Source organism: Paenibacillus sp. B1-35 (assembly GCF_050474385.1).
In the GTDB taxonomy this organism is placed as follows: Bacteria; Bacillota; Bacilli; order Paenibacillales; family Paenibacillaceae; genus Paenibacillus_B; species Paenibacillus_B alvei.
Genome location: NZ_JBCHVJ010000008.1, coordinates 190204 through 208571, shown reverse-complemented (window position 1 = coordinate 208571; position 18368 = coordinate 190204). Strand labels below are relative to the sequence as shown.

Annotated in this window: 18 protein-coding genes; 4 read left to right on the top strand and 14 right to left on the bottom strand. The window is 46.5% G+C overall.

Going from position 1 to position 18368, the window contains the following annotated elements:
• Positions 1-46: 46 nt before the first annotated feature.
• Positions 47-1186 (bottom strand): phosphodiester glycosidase family protein, encoded by a 1140-nt coding sequence (locus ACQ5BJ_RS23475; RefSeq protein WP_268598272.1) that lies wholly within the window; start codon positions 1184-1186, stop codon positions 47-49.
• Positions 1187-1385: 199 nt separating this feature from the next.
• Positions 1386-2141 (bottom strand): acyl-[acyl-carrier-protein] thioesterase, encoded by a 756-nt coding sequence (locus ACQ5BJ_RS23470; RefSeq protein ID WP_005542867.1) that lies wholly within the window; start codon positions 2139-2141, stop codon positions 1386-1388.
• Positions 2142-2500: 359 nt separating this feature from the next.
• Here ACQ5BJ_RS23470 and ACQ5BJ_RS23465 point away from each other — a divergent pair, with 359 nt between their 5' ends.
• From ACQ5BJ_RS23465 to ACQ5BJ_RS23455, 3 genes are all read left to right on the top strand, one after another.
• A complete protein-coding gene (locus ACQ5BJ_RS23465) occupies positions 2501-3208 on the top strand; it encodes a futalosine hydrolase (protein ID WP_430112695.1) in 708 nt (235 codons plus the stop codon).
• 2 nt (positions 3209-3210) lie between these two features.
• Positions 3211-4053 carry a 1,4-dihydroxy-6-naphthoate synthase gene (locus ACQ5BJ_RS23460; RefSeq protein ID WP_005542870.1) on the top strand — a complete coding sequence of 281 codons (843 nt, stop codon included), beginning with the start codon at positions 3211-3213 and terminating at the stop codon, positions 4051-4053.
• Between the two features lie 407 nt (positions 4054-4460).
• A complete protein-coding gene (locus ACQ5BJ_RS23455; protein ID WP_005542872.1) occupies positions 4461-5672 on the top strand; it encodes an MFS transporter in 1212 nt (403 codons plus the stop codon).
• Between the two features lie 352 nt (positions 5673-6024).
• Here ACQ5BJ_RS23455 and ACQ5BJ_RS23450 read toward each other — a convergent pair whose 3' ends face one another.
• The 10 genes from ACQ5BJ_RS23450 to ACQ5BJ_RS23405 all read right to left on the bottom strand — a co-directional run bounded on the left by ACQ5BJ_RS23450 (position 6025) and on the right by ACQ5BJ_RS23405 (position 16274).
• Positions 6025-6936 (bottom strand): ABC transporter permease, encoded by a 912-nt coding sequence (locus ACQ5BJ_RS23450; protein WP_430112615.1) that lies wholly within the window; start codon positions 6934-6936, stop codon positions 6025-6027.
• Positions 6937-6940: 4 nt separating this feature from the next.
• Positions 6941-7852 (bottom strand): ABC transporter permease, encoded by a 912-nt coding sequence (locus ACQ5BJ_RS23445; RefSeq protein WP_005542876.1) that lies wholly within the window; start codon positions 7850-7852, stop codon positions 6941-6943.
• A gap of 212 nt (positions 7853-8064) precedes the next feature.
• A complete protein-coding gene (locus ACQ5BJ_RS23440) occupies positions 8065-8643 on the bottom strand; it encodes a class I SAM-dependent methyltransferase (protein WP_005542878.1) in 579 nt (192 codons plus the stop codon).
• A 266-nt stretch (positions 8644-8909) separates the two neighbouring features.
• A complete protein-coding gene (locus ACQ5BJ_RS23435; RefSeq protein WP_005542879.1) occupies positions 8910-9671 on the bottom strand; it encodes a restriction endonuclease in 762 nt (253 codons plus the stop codon).
• A 270-nt stretch (positions 9672-9941) separates the two neighbouring features.
• Positions 9942-10817, bottom strand: a complete 876-nt coding sequence (locus tag ACQ5BJ_RS23430) for a radical SAM/SPASM domain-containing protein (RefSeq protein ID WP_005542881.1) — start codon at positions 10815-10817, stop codon at positions 9942-9944.
• A gap of 305 nt (positions 10818-11122) precedes the next feature.
• Positions 11123-11761 carry a DUF1349 domain-containing protein gene (locus ACQ5BJ_RS23425; protein WP_289354740.1) on the bottom strand — a complete coding sequence of 213 codons (639 nt, stop codon included), beginning with the start codon at positions 11759-11761 and terminating at the stop codon, positions 11123-11125.
• 92 nt (positions 11762-11853) lie between these two features.
• On the bottom strand, positions 11854-12318 hold the full coding sequence (locus ACQ5BJ_RS23420) for an OsmC family protein (RefSeq protein ID WP_430112611.1): 465 nt from the start codon (positions 12316-12318) through the stop codon (positions 11854-11856).
• 153 nt (positions 12319-12471) lie between these two features.
• On the bottom strand, positions 12472-13995 hold the full coding sequence (locus tag ACQ5BJ_RS23415; RefSeq protein WP_430112609.1) for an ABC-F family ATP-binding cassette domain-containing protein: 1524 nt from the start codon (positions 13993-13995) through the stop codon (positions 12472-12474).
• 476 nt (positions 13996-14471) lie between these two features.
• On the bottom strand, positions 14472-15245 hold the full coding sequence (locus ACQ5BJ_RS23410) for a DUF6612 family protein (RefSeq protein ID WP_005542889.1): 774 nt from the start codon (positions 15243-15245) through the stop codon (positions 14472-14474).
• A 168-nt stretch (positions 15246-15413) separates the two neighbouring features.
• Positions 15414-16274 (bottom strand): DUF6612 family protein, encoded by an 861-nt coding sequence (locus ACQ5BJ_RS23405; protein ID WP_163976778.1) that lies wholly within the window; start codon positions 16272-16274, stop codon positions 15414-15416.
• Positions 16275-16481: 207 nt separating this feature from the next.
• Here ACQ5BJ_RS23405 and ACQ5BJ_RS23400 point away from each other — a divergent pair, with 207 nt between their 5' ends.
• The gene (locus tag ACQ5BJ_RS23400; protein WP_005542891.1) at positions 16482-17042 is read left to right on the top strand and encodes a DUF1273 domain-containing protein; all 561 of its coding nucleotides are present in this window, start codon (positions 16482-16484) and stop codon (positions 17040-17042) included.
• A 170-nt stretch (positions 17043-17212) separates the two neighbouring features.
• Here ACQ5BJ_RS23400 and ACQ5BJ_RS23395 read toward each other — a convergent pair whose 3' ends face one another.
• Together ACQ5BJ_RS23395 and ACQ5BJ_RS23390 are read right to left on the bottom strand one after the other, a co-directional pair.
• Positions 17213-17650: an SRPBCC family protein gene (locus ACQ5BJ_RS23395; RefSeq protein ID WP_289354737.1), complete on the bottom strand. Its 438-nt coding sequence runs from the start codon at positions 17648-17650 to the stop codon at positions 17213-17215.
• Positions 17651-17700: 50 nt separating this feature from the next.
• Positions 17701-18288 (bottom strand): TetR/AcrR family transcriptional regulator, encoded by a 588-nt coding sequence (locus tag ACQ5BJ_RS23390; RefSeq protein ID WP_430112605.1) that lies wholly within the window; start codon positions 18286-18288, stop codon positions 17701-17703.
• Positions 18289-18368 lie beyond the last annotated feature (80 nt).

Sequence of the window (18368 nt, the reverse complement as noted above, 5' to 3'; positions counted from 1 at the left end):
GTAATCTGCTAATATAGCAAATTGCGGCTGTCATTCATCATGCTTTTTATTTGAAAATAAGCAGCGCATTGCTAATGCTGCGCCCAGGGTATGTCATATATCTTCCATTGTAATAAAGGCCACTGGATGCCCCGCCATCCAAATTCATAGCCTGATAAGCGCCAGCCTGCTTCATCACTCTAGCAAGCTCTGGAATCGTAGCACTAGATGTAGTCAAGATAATTAGCTTGTAATCCTTCGTTAGACCAACCGCACTGCGTATACTGCTGTGCTTCAATATTTTAGGGTCTTTAAATCCCTCGCCTTTCAGATTGACGGTGATCTTGCCATCTGTAAGAAGACGCGGCCCTACCTGCAGCGCTCCTTGCACATCTCCTTCATTAAATCGCTCCAAGAACGATTCTCCCGGGATCATCTCTACCTGATTCCCCTTCGTAAACACAAGCACACTCCGTTTATCACCAGAGCCATTATGTATCATTCTTCCATTTCTAACTACATAGCCATACGGGACTCTCACCTTAGTCTTAGAGTAGGCATCAAAATAGCCCCCATTTATCGCAGCTACGGCATAATTACGCTGTGCCATATGCTTGAGGTTATCGACCGAGCCCTCTCCTCCGTAACCAACTCCTACGCCGAGACGAATACGAGGATGCAGCAGATTTATGGTCAGCATCGAGGCATACACCCGCTTGCTTCCAACCTTGAATGCTCGCTTACTCTTCTCAATCGATGATGCTTGGCTGCTCCGCTGCTTCGAAACGACAGGCAGGCGAACATGACTGTCTCCACTCCAAAAATGGACAACCGATCCGTTCTTGTCCCATTCCATGTTCAGACTCATCGCTTCGCTGACGATTCGTACCGGAACATAAGTCGTCCCCCCTGATCGGAAGGGGGCTGCATCCAGCTCCGTATCAACCCCATTGACATATGCCTGCGTCGTACCTAATGTCATCTCCAGATAATTATCGTCGCTTACCACCTCTATGCGCTTGCTCACAGGCTCCCATGTCACTTGATAATGAAGTTTATCGCTCAAATAGCGTATTGGAACGTAAGTGCGGTACGCCTTCGTATCCATAAGCCCATATGAACTCGCATCTGCATTAGCTTGCCCCTGCGGTATAACAACTGTAAAAGTTAAGGCTAGCCCTAGAACTGCTGTGATTATTTTTTTCAATTTTGGCACTCTCCCCAAGGTGTAAATCCAAATTCAGGAATATAGTATCATATCATCATTTTGATGACGGTGTCTTTTTTCGACAACAATATCAATTTGCCGACGTGATCTGAGGAATCTGACGATTGATGTCGTGGTCAATGAGAAGAGGAGCGCAACGTCAGCGCTCCCCAATATCCGGCACCATCTTATCCAGTAACTAACCTTCTCGATAAATAACTTCCGCATCGAACAGCGTACTGCCATCTGAAGCTTGTCCGCGAATAAAGCAGCGGCTATCTTCTGCATGCAGCGTTTCAGCAGTAGATCGATATATATCTACCTGATCCCCGAGAATGATTTCCTTATGGTACGTAATTCGAAAGCGCGACACACCTCGCTCCAATTCCTCTTGCGTCATCGCATCCAAGCATATATCAGCAAATCTGGCATTGTTCAAATGGCCGTTCATATCAATGCTGCTCTGTCTAACGTATAGCGTGTACGACAATTCAAGATGAGTCTCATCCGGTATCACGACTTTCTCCGGCATGTCTCCTACAGAATCCTTATCATTCACCGGAACGTCATAAGGAAACGCTGAGGCTCGCAAGATGCGCCGCTTGTTCAGATCGACAAGCGCCCATGTGGTGCGGGACTGTGCCACTAACTGCCGCTCTGCATCATACGCAACATAATCACGCAGCCATTGTACACCCTTGGCCCCCTTATGCCATGTATCCAATTGAAGCACATCACCGTACTTCGGCGTGCGCATCAGTTCAAGGTCAACTGTCAGCAACATCCATGCCATACCGCTGCTCACCAACTCATCCATCGATACTTGATGTGCTGCGAGGTGGGAATCCCCTGCCCGCTGCATCCATTCCATCAAGGTCGATAAGCGGCAATCCCGCTTATAATCACAGTTATCGGATGATACTTCATGCTGCTCACTCCAACGCCGAGTGTCCACTTGTACCCCCCACTCCTTCCGAACCAACGGCCGTCTACATCTGACTCGCCTATCGTTTTATTCCTTGTTTATCATAACCGATAATCACTTCGAATGGCGTTATTCATCTGACCAAACCTGTTATTTTTACCGACATTTCATCTCTTCATCAATCTCCGTATAATATGTTAGTATAAACATAATGTATGAATCAAGCTAAAAATCAAGCTGAGCTTGTACGAATTCAGCAAGTAATTCCGCTCTTTACAGAAATTCATGAACAAGATACTTTGAATGAAGTATATCAATTTTAAATAATCATGGATGCAATAAACGGCGAACGAAGCGTTTGTCTTGCATGGGTAAGGAGTAAACACATGATGAAGGAAATGAAAGCCGCCTCAACATGTACCGATGAGGCGATTGCACAAGATGCGGGCGGACGCGTACTTATTGTGACCTCAGTAGCGCCCGAACGGGATGCTGTATTGCGTGGTCTTCAACAGCATCCGCAATTTGACGTTATCATCGGCGGAGTAGGTGTCGCATCTGCCGCTGCTCGGACGGCACGGGCGCTGACGCTCGCGAATTCATCGCATTATCGGCTCGTCATATGCGCAGGTATCGGCGGAGGATTTCCAGAGCAAGCTGAAATTGGCTCATTAGTCGTCGCAAGCGACATCATTGCTGCCGATCTTGGCGCAGAGACGCCGGAGGGCTTCATCAGTCTGGACGAGCTTGGATTCGGCTCCACACGCATCCCTGTCGATGCTGAGCTTGTTGCTCGCGCAACGGCAGCACTGCAAGCAGCGAATCTGCCAGCACGCTCCGGCCCTGTGCTAACAGTTGCAACTGTCACAGGCTCGGCAGCAACAGCGGCACACATGGCAGTACGTATTCCCGGTGCTGCCGTTGAAGCGATGGAAGGCTATGGCGTAGCTACCGCAGCACATGAATTTGGCTTGCCGGTGCTGGAGCTTCGTTCCATATCGAACGCCGTCGGCCCGCGCGATCGTGCTGCTTGGCGTATTCAAGAAGCGCTGGAATCACTGGAAGCTGCCAGCGCTGTATTAACGGAGGTGCTGTAAACATGAAGATTGCCTATTCCCCTTGTCCAAATGATACATTTGTATTCCATGCCTGGGCGCATGGTCTTATACCGGGTGCCCCGGAATTAGAAGTCACGTATGCAGATATCGACATCACGAACCATCTCGCTGCTAGCGGCAATGGATTGGATGTACTCAAAATATCGTATGCTGCGCTGCCATGGGTGCTGTCCGAATATGCGCTTCTGCCTTGTGGCGGTGCGCTTGGCCGCGGCTGCGGGCCGCTTGTCCTAACGAAGGAAGGGACTTCGTCCCAAGCCAGCCCATCCAGCTTGTCCGGCCGCCGTGTAGCAGTTCCAAGTGAACGCTCCACAGCCTACTTGTTGTTCCGTCTATGGGCAGCGCAGAACGTGCCTGGCGGTGTTGGGGAAATTGTCGTGATGCCGTTCCATCAGATCATGCCTGCCGTTCGCGATGGCCACATTGATGCCGGACTCGTTATTCATGAAGCTCGGTTCACTTATCCATCCTACGGTCTTACCATGCTCGCCGACCTAGGCAACTGGTGGGAGGCTGATACAGGATTGCCGATTCCGCTCGGCGCCATAATCGCCCGCCGCACACTTGATGTGGATGCACTTGCTGGCTGGGCTCGCGCATCCGTCGAATATGCATGGGCACATCCGGAAGCATCGCGTGAATACGTGTTGGCTCATGCACAGGAGATGTCCCCAGAAGTAACAGATGCCCATATTAACCTGTACGTCAATGAATTTACGAGAGATTTAGGAGAAGACGGCTATGCCGCGGTCGAGGCTTTGCTTGGCCGCGCGGCGAAGGAAGGTCTTGTTCCTGCCTTCGATCTTGCAGCACTTCGCTTGTAGTCTGCCGTATGATTCGCGAACGCTAGAGGTGTACCAAAAAATAGAGCGCCCGCGAGGAACGAGGGCGCTCTATTTTTTTCGCAGTCTAGCTATCGTCATAGTGATGCCAGAGCCGACTCTCGAATTGGGTTGCAGCACACAAAATGAGTGATAACTGCTATAGAGAGTCATATGCACTGTCTCTATTGGGATCGCCCATTCTTACTAAGTTGCAGTCCATTCGACATTTCCCAGCATACGCTACAACGAGAAATAAGATGCAAATGCTGCCGACGTAAGCTTTTCATAGATGGGTCGTGTATAATAGTTTCGTGCTAAAGGAAGTAGGCAAATAGAAACGAGATTCTAGGAAAACACTCCGAAGGATTCGCTCTCTTGCTGAAAACAACTACAGGAGTGAAAGTCCAATGGAAACATGGAAGAAAAATTTATGGATTCTATGGTTTGGTACATTCATTGTTTCATCAAGCTTTTCCATGGTTGTCCCGTTCCTGCCGCTCTTTTTGATTCAGATTGGTGTAAAGGATCATATTGAGCTGTGGTCGGGTATCTTATTCAGCAGCGTATTTCTAGCTGGTGCCATCTCCTCTCCGTTCTGGGGGGCAATTGGTGATAAATACGGTCGCAAGCCGATGATCATCCGAGCCGGAATTGTGCTATTTGTGACGTACATCATGCTGGCCTTTGTTACAAATCAGCACCAGCTGCTGGTGATTCGCATCTTGCAAGGTCTACTGACAGGCTTTATCCCGGGATCAATTGCGCTCGTCGGTACGAGTACGCCGGAAAAGAAGGTCGGTTATGCCTTATCGATGATGGCGACCGCCACCGCGACCGGGACCATTATGGGCCCGCTCCTTGGCGGCATCCTATCGAAGCTATTCGACAGCCGACTGACATTCGCATGTGCAGGTGTCTTGTGCTTGATCGCAACACTGCTCGTAATTTTCTGGGTGAAAGAGGAGAACTTCGTTCCTACCAAGGATAGCGGCTCGATCGTCAATACCATTCGGATCGCATCTGTCAATCGTCCATTTATGATTGTACTTCTGCTGTCTCTGTTGACTCAATTCTCGGTCATGACGATTGAACCCGTTCTGCCTCTCTATATTGTGGAGATCGGACATTCGGCGAAGGACGCCTCCCTAGTTGCAGGATTTGTGTTCTCGCTTGTTGGTATTGCAAGTATTCTATTCGCAGCAAGATGGGGGAAGCTTGCCGACCGTATCGGCTTCCAGAAGGTTCTTCTGATCGGCCTGCTTGCGGGTGGTATCGGTACACTCGCTCAAATTCCGTTCCAAAATATATGGTGGTTCTCGATTATTCGCTTTACATATGGCATCTTCTTCTGTGCTGTGTTCCCAGCATTAAATGGACTCGTAGTGCGGACAACAGATAGTGATTTCCGCGGACGCGCTTTTAGTTTGAACCAGACCGCGAATCAATTTGGCGGAATGCTCGGCCCGCTCGTCGGGGGAGCAATTAGCGGTATCTTCTCGATTCATATGGTATTCTGGGTCACCGGTATACTGCTGCTCGCTACGATGGGTCTGGCCTTCTGGACGCAGCGCACCGCTCCCGTACCCGTAAGTGCTTCTGGTATCAACAAAAAGGGATAATGTTATAAAGCACTAATCACTGCAAAATTTTCATAGTAATCATAAGGGGCTATCGTCGCTGCAACATGGGTTGCGAGTGATGAGCCCCTTTTCCATTCCCCAATAGAAGGTTGAGATTCTCCTTACCGAGTTGGTTCTTAATTTCTCCAATAGGTCGATAATATTGTCCGCCTATCGCCTACATACGCTTACTTCATCAGCGTTCACAATGTTCATTTCATATCCGTCCGCAAACATAATTGTGATTTGTCATCTCCATTTCATTAAAAAAGATGCTCCCTCAATGAAGGGAACATCTTTTTGTTCGTCTTAATCTGGTTCGTTTACACAAGACTACTTACCCGGGTCACTTTTATAAATACGATCCCATTCTGCGGTTAAAATGACGTCTTAGGCCCTCTCCCAATAGATTGAAGGTAAGCACCGTCAGCAGGATCGCGAGCGCTGGGTAAAAGACAAAGGTAAATTTGCTTGCATAAATATCTCTGCGTGTCTCCGCCAGCAAAGACACCCAGTTCATGCTCGTATTCAGGAACTTCATAGTGAAGTAATTAACCTCCACCCAGTTATGCGTCAAGAAAATACTCAATACGCCTAATTGTCCAATAAGCAGCATAACCTTGCCTACATCAATACAGAAGTTTATGATGATTTCCGGAACGAGCGACGGCATATAATAATTGCGAACCATGCGCCATCTGCTTAATCCCAGCGACTCCCCTGCCTCCACGAACAGTTCATGCGAGATATGGTTCGCTTGCTGCTGCACGATATATGCTACCCGTCCAACTTCAAGCAGAGCCAAGATCGGAATCACCCACATGATGCGATTGCTCGAGTATTGAATGAAAGGCATACTAAGCAATAAAATAGCCGAGAAAATAACAGGCAAAAACGTAAAGATTTGATTGAAACTTGTCAGTATCCAATGGGCAATCCCCTTCTGCTTATAGGCAAACAGACCTAAAGGCACTGCTATCATATAGCGCAGCAGAGCGATGCAAAATACAATATAAATCGTTTCCTTCGTCCCCACGACAAGCTTGCTCAAGTTGTCGACACCATTCTTATCGGAGCCGAGCCAATTCAAATCCGAAGGTTGGAACGGAGGCAGCATGAGCTTGCCCTGCTCTGACCATCTATGTTTTTCAGGCGACAGCGACTTGTCTATGAACGGCAATTCCGGACCGAGGAACATGACAAAGAGAATGACGGCCAGCATCGCCCCACCGATCCATAGGGTATAGTTTTTCAATGAGGACACTCCTTTATCTCGATCTCGGTGTAACGGAACGCTTCGCAATGAAGGAAATCCACTGGACGAGCACAATCATAATCATGAAGCAGCAGGCGATTCCAATGATAACGCCCGGCTCATAATTCTCACCAGATCCAAAGCTTGTATCATAATCAATCGCTTGGAACAAACGGTAGGCTGCACCCGGATAACTCATTAAATATTCGACCATTAGTAAATTAGACAGCAAGTATCCGAACAAGGAAGGCAAGTGGGACAATATCGTCCCCAAGCTGTTGCGGCCCACATGCTTGTACAAAATCATTCGCTCCGCCACGCCCTTCGCTTTCGCGACCTGAATATACATCTGGCCTTCTTGTCCTGCAATGGCGGCACTCGTAATTCTAGCAATATACATAGCCGGATATATGGAAACAAGTACAGATGGAATAAGAAAAGCATACCACTCTTTTTGCTCAAAAAAATGAATAAACGGCATATACCGAATTACAAACCATTGAATAAGCAGTACAACCATAAAGTCAGGCACGGACTGAAACAGCCACGTCGTTCCGTTCCCAATCGCATTCCATTTTGATTTGGATAGCTTATAGTCTGCAAGCCCCTTCATGACACCAAGTATCGAGCTTAGTAAAAAGCCGATCACGATAATCGTCAAGCTTTTCCCGATCGCTGTCTGTACTACAGCACCTATGGGCTCCTCATAACGCGTTACTCCTAAGGTATGATCTACAAAGACACCGTGCAGGAAGCCTGTAATGTTGTCGGCATACTGCGACCAACTGAAATGATAGCTTGCCGACATCTTATAACCTTGCAGGCCAATATCGAGCTTGCGTGGAAATAACACGATAAGCACAACTACAAGTAATGCAAAAATGCTTAGGCATAGTGATTTCAACATATGCAGTACTAGATTCATAATTTCCTCCTGCGCACCCTCTCCAGATCCTTATGATAGTGATACCATATCATTCCTGCATTGTGAAGACTATGAAATACTGATTTGGATATTTAATCCATAAGGTGGATAGTTATTCGTCCCCCTACGCAAAAAAGCCGTCCATTCCCAATCCAAATTGAAAATGCACAGCCGTCGCGATTTTCTTTTTCTATGCTCCCGGATTACCGAATCTACGAATCTGCATCGCCCTTCTGACATACATATACAAAGGCTGGGGGGACATTCAAGAGTACAAAGTGGATGTTTTGAATATCGAAATAACGGGATAACTGCGGCTTCATCTGCTGGGAATATTGAAAGGCGATGAATAATCCCCCTGGCTTAAGTGAAGCATGAATTTGCCCAATGAGGTGTTCTCTTAGCTGCTGTGGGAAGTTGTAGAAGGGAAGGCCACTCAGCACGCAATCCAGCTGCTTTATGTTTTCTCGATCCAATACTTTGTCAAGCTCGCCAGCATCGGGATAACAAGCGTAGTCTGGAAAACTGTTCGTCAATCGGGCAAGTAGTATTGGATCTTTTTCAAATAAAAGAACTTTTGCCGCATCCGGCTTCACCGCATCAATGAATGTGGTAATTGCTCCTGTGCCCGCACCTAATTCAGCTACATGTTGTATCTCTTGCCATGCTACAGAGCCCAACATGCGCTGTGCAAGGAACTTAGAGCTAGGTATAATGCTCCCAATCTGTCGAGGTGATCGAATGAATGTTTTCAAAAATAAAAACTTTTCCTGAATGGTGTTCGTACTCATATGACTTCTCCCCTTCGTACTTCTTCCTGGATGTTCTTATCATATCCAACATGTCTTGGGATCATAGGGGAATTGTTCTGAAGAAGTAATAAATGAGTTCGTAAAGATTTCTGAATGGAATGGACAACTTCCATATCTATGCTTAATAGTAACACGGTAATTCTAAAAAACGTATAGAGGATATAAAAAAATCGCCCGCATCGAGTTGATCCGGGCAATCAGTAAGTTAGAAATGTATTCTGTTCCTGAAGCTTCCTAGCGTATCATCATATAGATTGCGTATGTCTGCATTTCGGATAGGTTGAGCATCCCCAAAATGCTTGTCCTTGCTTACTTTTTCTTCTCACCATTGGGGAGCCGCAAGTACAAGTCTTTGACGCAGTTGCTGCACTTTCCTTACTACCTTTCTTCCACTCTGCTTTTGCAGTTTCTATTTCCTGACGGCTTTTCTTCGAAGTTCTTTTGCCGGGATTCCACTTCCCCCATGAACGAAGCTTTTGTTCAATTAGTGCACCATGCCAATAATCCACTTTGAATTGCTCAGCTTCTTTCTTAGCTGGCCCAGTCAAATCTGAAGTCGTAACCAATAAGGACAGAATACAATCATGATTTCGCTTAGCTCCAACGAGTTCACGAACTGTCTGCACAGGAACCTTATGGTGACTTGCATAGCATTTCGCTTGAACAGCAGTCTTCTCTCCTCGTCGATCCGTAATCACAAGGTCCACGCCTCCGTCGCTTCCGCCGACCCCGACCTCTGTGACCCCATAGCCTTGATCTCGGAAATAAAGGGCCAACAGACGCTCAAACTCAACCCCAGTCAAATCCTCTAACTTACTTGATAAAATTGCTTCATCTTCTCGACAACGTGTTGAGGCTCTATTTATAGTCCCTCTCTTTGTCCGATTTTGGGACGCTCTCCCGTTCTTCTTCGGTGACTTCTTACCTTGAAGCGCAGCCATGATCGAGATCCCAAGCAAAATTGCGATTACAACAACCGCGATCAACATCCATTCATTGTTTCCCATGATAAATCTCTCTCCTGTTGTTCGTATATCAACATTTTACAACTTGGAAACATTTTGATAAACCCTTGAAATGTCTGCCTCCTACAGTTCCCCTCAATCAAGCAGCGAATAAAAAAATAAGCAATCCTTAAACAAGCAGCCAAAACCAAAGAAGCCCTTATCCACCTTGTACGGTTGGTAAGGGCTTCTTGCAATATTTGTAATGCTCGAACCAAAAAGAACTTTTCCTCTCCTCGATCCTCTATTCGTTTCGATCGCCAATCCATCGTCCTATGTGCCGAAGCGTTTGCGATATCCGCATTTGCGGCACAGCTCTTCCACAGCTTCTCTGCGAGAGAATCCATAGAACAGGTTGTTGGCTCGCTCACTTTCGACGATCTCTGAGAATGAGTCCTGATTCACGTTACCGAGGTTAATGACACCTTCCCCATCCAGGCAGCAAGGCACGACTGTACCATCGACCAATATCGCAGCTTGTGTGCGAAGCGCATGACAGAAGCCTTTGCCTTCATCTTCAGGAGCATTCAAGCTCGGCCATTCAAATTCATGGTCTTGATTCAAATAGACACGATCCGCAATTTTGACACCGCTGCCCGGAACGATCTTCTCTTCAATTCGGAAGTCCAAATTGAATTCTTTTTCGATAATTTCAAGCGTCTCGCGGTTGCGATTCCGCTCCATGTTTGTTTTATTATCTTGCGTCAAATTCCACAGCCGGAACGAGAAAATGACCTTATGCTCTTCAGCCTCACGCACGAACTCCAAAATATCGGCAAGATATTTGTCACGGTTCTCCGAGCCAATATGGCCATCGAAGCTGTGGAGCGAGAAGTTCATCTGGCGCAGCGCTGGCTTGCCAAGCAGCTTATGCTTGTTCTTGCGTATGAGCGTCCCATTTGTCGTAATATTGACCTTAAATCCCTTCTCATGGGCTGCGTCCAATATTTCATCAATCTTCGGATGGAGCAGGGGCTCCCCTTTGACATGCAAATAAATGTGCTTCGTATGCGGCTTAATCTCATCTAGAATATGATGGAATGCATCCAGCTTCATGAAGTTCGCCTTGCGCTCCGTCGGCGGGCAGAACGTACAAGCCAGGTTGCATACGCTGGTCAGCTCTATATATACTTTTTTGAACGTTTTCAAGATTGATCCCCATTCTATTGTAGTAGTTCCGAACTTTCCTCATCCTCTACTATGCACGAAAACGCCCCTGCATTCAACTTATTCCAAGCGGAACATTCAGGCATTAACACGAAAGAGCATAATGCAGTCTACTGGAAATCCACGACTGGAAAATCAGAGGGGATACCGTCATTAGATTCGAACATCACATTCTTTTCCTTTTCCTTTTCCTTTTCCTGTACAGAAAAAAAGACCCTTATCAGGAAGGGTCTCTCTGGATACCATTTCGCTTATAAACGTGAAAAACAGTCTCGTGCAAGAACAAGTTACGCATATACTTGCGTGCGATCATCAGAAAGTTCTTCAATCGTTATGTAATCAAAATGCGCCTCATATCCTTCGCCCTGCGGACTGCAGGCATAGATGCCCACTTGAATTGGTTTGGACTCCTGCTCGAACAAATGTGTCATGCGGAGCTGCTTCCAGGCAGAACCGTCAAGCGAGTAATCGACATAAAAATCATTGCTGATTCGTGAAATACGGAAATAAAGCGGAGCCTCGCCGTTATCGACTTCTTGGGTCGACCAATCCGAATAGCCGTGGTTAGTCACAACCGCGCCGAGCTTGTTGCTGGCATCCGGGATATACTCTACAGATGTTTTGAGCCAAGTGTCTGGCGAATAGCGAACCATTAATCCTGCCTGGTCATAACGGTGTACAGGATACGAGCAGACCTTCGTCGTCAATCTGAAGTTCCCTTCCAGCTCCCTATATAGAAAATGTCCATTATCGACCTGAAAGCCATAATGCGTCTTTTGCCAGTAGTCGGTTTCTTTGGCAGTACGAACAATGAGTCTTGCTGTTTCTTTATTGATTTCCCAATCCCGGGGCGGCGAGTACCACTTCAAACTGTTGTCCAATTGCCCATTGCTGAAATCTTCATTCAGCCGAATTGAATTGCTCATCTGAATTGCCTCCATGTCGTAGTCTCTCTTCATCATAGGAGGAATCAGCCGCATTGTACAGAGCAAAGCCCAAGGTTAAGGGAAACCATAATTTATGAAATGACCTGTGGAGTATCCTGCTCCAAAATAATGTCATTCAATACAAGACGAACAGGTGCGCTGATCGTATCTCCTACCGGACAGGTGCGCTCAATGAACTGCACGAATTGTTCGACTTGCTCATAGGAAGCACTGGTCTTGACATGAATGTTGTAGCGAATTTCGGAGTAGCCTCGGCGGACGTCCGACTTGTTCATAAAGCCGTCCGTATCCAAATCCCCCTCGAGCTCAACAAAAAATTGCTCCAAATCAATATTGAACTTGCGGGCGTATGCTCTCGCCACAATGGACTGGCAAGCGCCTAATGCACACAACACTACTTCTACCGGGTTCATTGCCGTGTCCGTACCGCCTAAAGATTTGGGCTCATCAATCGTTATCTCGAAATTTCTCGATCTGGCCTTTACAACCATACCCTTTTGCAAATGTGCAGTAGCAGTAAATGTCTCAAGTGGCATTCACACGACCTCGCCTTCCTAATTTTAACCAATATTATATCACGGTTATAAAATATGAATAGTATAATTTTGCATAACGCGATGAAAGGAAGAAAAGGAGACTGCAGCATTCTGCAATCTCCCCCTGTTGATCGAGCTGTAAACCAGCAGCCCTTATTTCAACGACCACACCTGTGTAACCCAATCTGCATAAAAGTCAGGCTCATGAGATACCAGCAGCACTGAACCGTTGTAGCTGCGAAGCGCCTCAATGAGCGCCTCCTTCGCCCGCACATCCAAGTGATTCGTAGGTTCATCCAGTACGAGTACGTTGCTATCTGTCAGCATCAATTCACATAACCGCACCTTAGCCTGTTCCCCACCGCTTAACGAACTGAGCGGCTGCCGAATATGCTCCTCCGTTAGCCCAGTCATCGCAAGCAGCTTGCGAATTTGCTGCTGCGTCAGATCAGTACGGAACGCACATAGTTGATCGAGGGCTGTATCATCGGATACGAACACTTCTTGAGCAAAATAGGCAACCTTTACTCGTTCCCCTTGGTGCACGGTACCGTGTAATGGTGATAATTCTCCAAGCAAGGTTTTGAGCAAAGTCGTCTTGCCGACGCCATTATGACCGATAATCGCGATCTTCTCCCCTCGCTTCATGGACAGATTCAAAGGCCTGCACAACGGCTTGGCATAACCAACCTGCAATCGCTCTGCCTTGATAATTGTCCCCTCTGGCTCCATATTAACTTGGAATTCAAATCGCGGCTTCAAGCCTGATATCGGGCGGTCAATCGGTTCCATACGCTCCAGCATCTTCTCCCGGCTCTTAGCCTGCTTCGCCTTGCGAATCTTATTTTTCTGGACAAAATCTTCGAGTCTGGCGATTTCCTTCTGTTGTCTACTGTACGCTTCGTGCTGCTGGAGTTTATTAAGCTCGTATACGCTGCGGAATGCCTCATAGTTGCCGACATAACGCTTAATGTTCTGGTGTTCGACATGGAAGATCGATGTGGCAATCTCATTCAAGAAGGAATTATCATGAGAGATAACTAAGAAGGCTTCCTTATACCCCTTCAAATAGCCCTTCAGCCAATCAATGTGCACCTCATCCAAATAGTTCGTCGGTTCATCCAGCAGGAGAACATGCGGCTCTTCCAGCAGCAATCTCCCTAGAAGCAGCTTTGTCCGCTGACCTCCGCTCAGCTTCTCGACATCTCGATCCAGACCAATATCAAGCAGCCCTAGGCCTGCGGCGATCTGTTCCAGCTTCACTTCAATATCGTAAAACCCTGAGTGCTCAAGACGATGCTGAAGCTCTCCGTACTTGGCAAGCCACATATCGAGATTTTCGGCATCCTCTGACATCTTGTGCGCAAGCTCCATTAAGCTCTGCTCCATGGCATACAAATGCCCGAATGCCCCCCGTAAATAACCTAACACTGTCGTGCCGGGCTGTAGGTCAATATGCTGCTGCAGATAGCCTACCTTTACATGAGGAAGCCATTCGACAGTGCCCTTATCGGGCAATAGCTCCCCAGATAGGATCCGCAGCAAGGTTGATTTTCCAGCTCCATTGCTGCCAACAACTCCAGCATGCTCGCCTGGTAGCAGGCGGAAACTAATATCGAGAAAAATTCGCTTATCCCCATGGTAATGGGTTACTTGTTCTACAGATAACATACTCATTTCATTCTCTCCTTTAACGTGTGCATAATCATGCTCAACGCCAAGCGAGAGAACAGCCTAATAAAGAGTTATTCAATTCGGTATGCAAAATAGGGCAAGGCGAACAAACGCCTTGCCCTATACAAATATCCCTATATAGATTCATCCAAAAAGCTTCAGGTTACGTCGCACTGCAGCTGTTCTGCATAGTGATCGTGCGCCTAAGCTTCTTAGAGACATACTTGTATATGAAAAAGGAATCGGTTCTTTATCTACTGTTCTTCGATTTGGCGTTAAGCTAAAAATGGGCAGACTTCTCCCGTCTTAAGCCAATTTCCGTTGAAGAACAGTTGACAATACCGCCATCCCCTTTCTAATCCTTATCCTCATAAAATGGTATTACGAGGAAAATGATACATGATCTACGCTAGTCCTGTCAAGAATATGCAAAAAACCGCTGAATCCGATGGATCCAGCGGTATGTATTCGTACGATGATTAAGCCGCGTTATCTACTACTTCCTTCGGCACCTTAATTTCGGCCACTTCATTGTGCTTAGAAATGGTGCTTGTCATTTTCATACTGATTGAAATCTTCTGTCCGTTCTCTTCCCCTTCGAGCACGAGTGTAAAGTCACTCTTCGTAGGGAAGAAATTATCCTTGTTCACACCATATGCCATCGTAAGCGTCTTGACGTTCATCTTGCCTAGCGCCTCTGCTGCTTCTGCGCCAGATGACTCGGACAACAACGTCTTCGCCAGCTCCTTGCCCTTATCGCCGGACACATCCGTAGTCATCATATACTCATTGCCTTCAAGAGTGATTTTCGCTTCCTTCTCCAGTGACTTGAATTTGTCCAAATTTTGCGTCAAGCTTGTTTGGCTTTTGATGTTCGCTTCCCATTGGCTCTTCAACTCATCTGGAACCTTGGCCCATTCGCCATTAACCTGAGAGTATACCCCTTCTTTGGCGAAATATTGTTTAATTGTTTGGTTTGTTTGGTCAGACACAATAGACGTATCTTGATAGAAGCCAAGCGGCTCCTTTGTGAAGTCGGTTTTGATTTTGATATCCGATTTTTGTTCCTGACTGCTATCGCCTTGAACTGCATTTACTTGCTCGACATGAACATCCAATGAATAGCTTTTCAATGTCTTATCTGCCTCAGTTGCCTTTTGAATCAACTCTTCCGCCGTAGGCGTTGATTTGCCGCAAGCGGTTAATCCTAGAACTACCACGATCCCAACTAGTACTGCCTTCCACTTTTTCAAAATCGTCTGCCTCCCAAAATAGAATCCTTTCTCATCTTAACGAATCTATAACAGCAGACAAAGTGAGCATAGCCCTAATCCGATACAGTAACTAGTAGGATAGGACTATTCATCAAATAAAAAACCGCCGAATCCATAGATTCGACGGTTTTGGATATGCACTTGCAATTATTTTACGCTGTCCAATACTTCTTTCGGCACCTTAATTTCGCCAATCTCATTATGCTTGGAGAACGTGCTGTTCATAACCATATGAATTTCAACTTTTTGGCCTTGCTCCTCTACGTCCATCGTCATATCAACATCAGATTTCGTAGGGAGATGCGTATCCTTGTTCACACCATATGTCATTTTAATGCTTTTAATATTCATTTGATCCAACATCGCTGCCATTTGCGGGTTGCTATTCGAACCAGATTGGCTCATTAACGACTTCGCCAGTTCCTTCATCCCGTCACCGGACAAATCTGCAGTCAAGATATAGTCATTTCCTGCTTCGGATACTTTCGTATCTTTCGCAATCGATTTGAATTGTTCCAAGGACTGCTCCGGGCTTGCCCCTTTTTCGGCACCTTCCAGTACTTGCGCCTTCATATCATCCGGCATCTTCGTCCATTGCCCGTTCATTTGCGAATAAATGCCATCCTTCGAAATATACTGAACAATCTTTTGCTCGCCTTGTCCCGTTACGGTCATTGTCATTTCTTGATACAGGTTGAACGGCTCTTTCGTTATGTCGCTTTTCAGCTTCATTTCTGTATTTTGCTCTTGCTTCTGCTCCCCTTGGCTAATCGTAAGATCCGTCTTAATTTGGGCTTCCATAGCGAAATTCTTGAGCGATTTGCTTGCATCAATTGATTTTTGAATAAGTTCATCGACAGATGGAAGCGAAGCTTCTTTTTTCTCCGTATCAGTTGTCGTCTGTGCTGTAGAAGAGCTGTTTGTTCCGGCAGCGTCTTTTTTATCTCCACAAGCCGTCATGCTTACTACTAATATTGCCCCCAATAATAGTGCAACCCATTTTTTCAAAATTTTTACCCCCTAAATGTTAGTACACTTACTCATATTAACCAATGCATACGTCTCTGCAACAGGGATTTTAGAACTAAAACATGTGTCAAAACCGTAGAGGAAACTAGATATTTAGACCTAGTTAACGTAAAATTTATTCATTTCTGGCTGTACAGTCTATAATCATCCTATACAGACATATACGTTCTTCGGAGGATTCATGCATTGAAAAATCTACTTGTCACCGGCTACCGAGCACATGAGCTTGGTATTTATAGCAACAAGCATCAAGGCATTCCTTATATACGCAAGGCTATTGAATCTCGGCTAATCCCCCTTCTGGAGGAAGGGCTGGAATGGGTCATTACTCCTGGACAATACGGAGTCGACTTATGGGCTTGCGAGACTGCCATTTCGCTGAAGAGTCAGTATCCTCAATTGAAGTGCTCAATCATAACGGCGTATGCCAACCCAGAAGCACAGTGGAGCGAGGAGAAGCAGGCCTATTTTGAAGAAATTATGCGCGGCATTGATTATTATGGAACGGTAAGCAATGCGCCCTATAGCGGCAAGTGGCAGTTCATTGCAAGGGATGACTTGCTCTTTCGCAAATCAGATGGCATTCTGCTCGTCTATGATGAGGATGCTGGGGAGGCAAGTCCGAAGTTCACGAAGGAGCGTGCCTTGAAGAAGCAGGAGGAAGAAGGCTATATCTATATCAGTATCGGAGCAGAAGAGATTCAGGCTATCGCCGATGAGGAAAGAAGCAATATGTTCTTCGAATGAGGAATATACGGAATGAAAGATCCTGAAAAAAGAAAAAAGAACCTGCTTATGCGATTGACGGGCGGGTTCTTCTGCTTGCGCAAAATTAGTTCAACCGATCCAGCATCTTGTACTTGTTGCCGCAAGGGTCTTTGAAATAAACCGCGTATTAGGTCGGACTGATCGGCATATTAGGATTGGGAAGTTTGCTCCCGAATTGCAGCCAATACGTCTTCCCAGTGCAGCTTCATCTGCTCACGCGTAACCGGGTGATCCAAATTTTCCTGGTGGAAACTGATCGTTGTTTTGTCTGGTTGATTGGACAGCAGCCGAATTTGCAGCGTGGACGGCTCCACCCACTCCTTCTTCGACCATCGTAAACGGAGCTGCTGGTACGGTTTGACGACCCGGAATTGGCCGGAAATGCCTTCTGCGGATCGAAAGGTCTCCCCCACGCTAAAGGACAGGGGCGATACGGTTCCAATCCATAGCTTCAAGCCTTCGGCAGAGGTTAGGTACGCCCATGCTCGTTCTGGCGAGATCAACAGCGTTCTTCGAACCCCTACCTGATAGCCCATCGAAGCCGTTAGACCGACAATCTTGTTCGATGTGGATCTTTTACTTATCATCGTATCCCTTCTCTCATTTTTATTGTCCGTACTTACAACGCACAAAACTATCAGGGACTCACCCCCCTAACGAACAACTCAATGCTCGACTCTATAAATGCCTGATGGGATACTTTCGTAATCGTCGTCGCCCCAAATAGCTGTGTCATAAATGCTCCGTAATTCATCCACATAAACGTGATCGCCTGCGTTTCTGCGTCTATCTGAATCATTCGATTTCTACTCTGCATGTCGGTAAAATATTGCGTCAGCAGTTCCAGCAATTTGCGCGGATGCTTCTGAGCCTTCTCACGGATTTCGATCAATTCGTCGTCCCTTAAGACGATGAGGAACAATTTGCGATTACGGTCCATGATCTCATGATACATCTGGCTAATCCCAAGCAGATCCTTCCTCAGATCCCAAGTCACTGTCTCGTTAAAGATCCGGGTCATTTCAACCGAATAATGATAACGGTCAACCGCATTCTCCAGCAAATTGAGTTTGCTCCCGAAATTGCGGAACAAGGTCATCTCACTGACGCCCGCTGCTGATGCGATTTCCTTGGTCGATACACCCTTGTAGCCTTTCTCAGCCATTAAGTCGATGGCAGCGAGCATCAGCCTGCTTTTGCTGTCCAAGGTCTGCTTGTCTTTCACATGATCACCTTCCTGGTACTCTTCGAACGATACAATAGATAGTTAGTGCTCACTAACATTTAATATGTTAATATTATCCT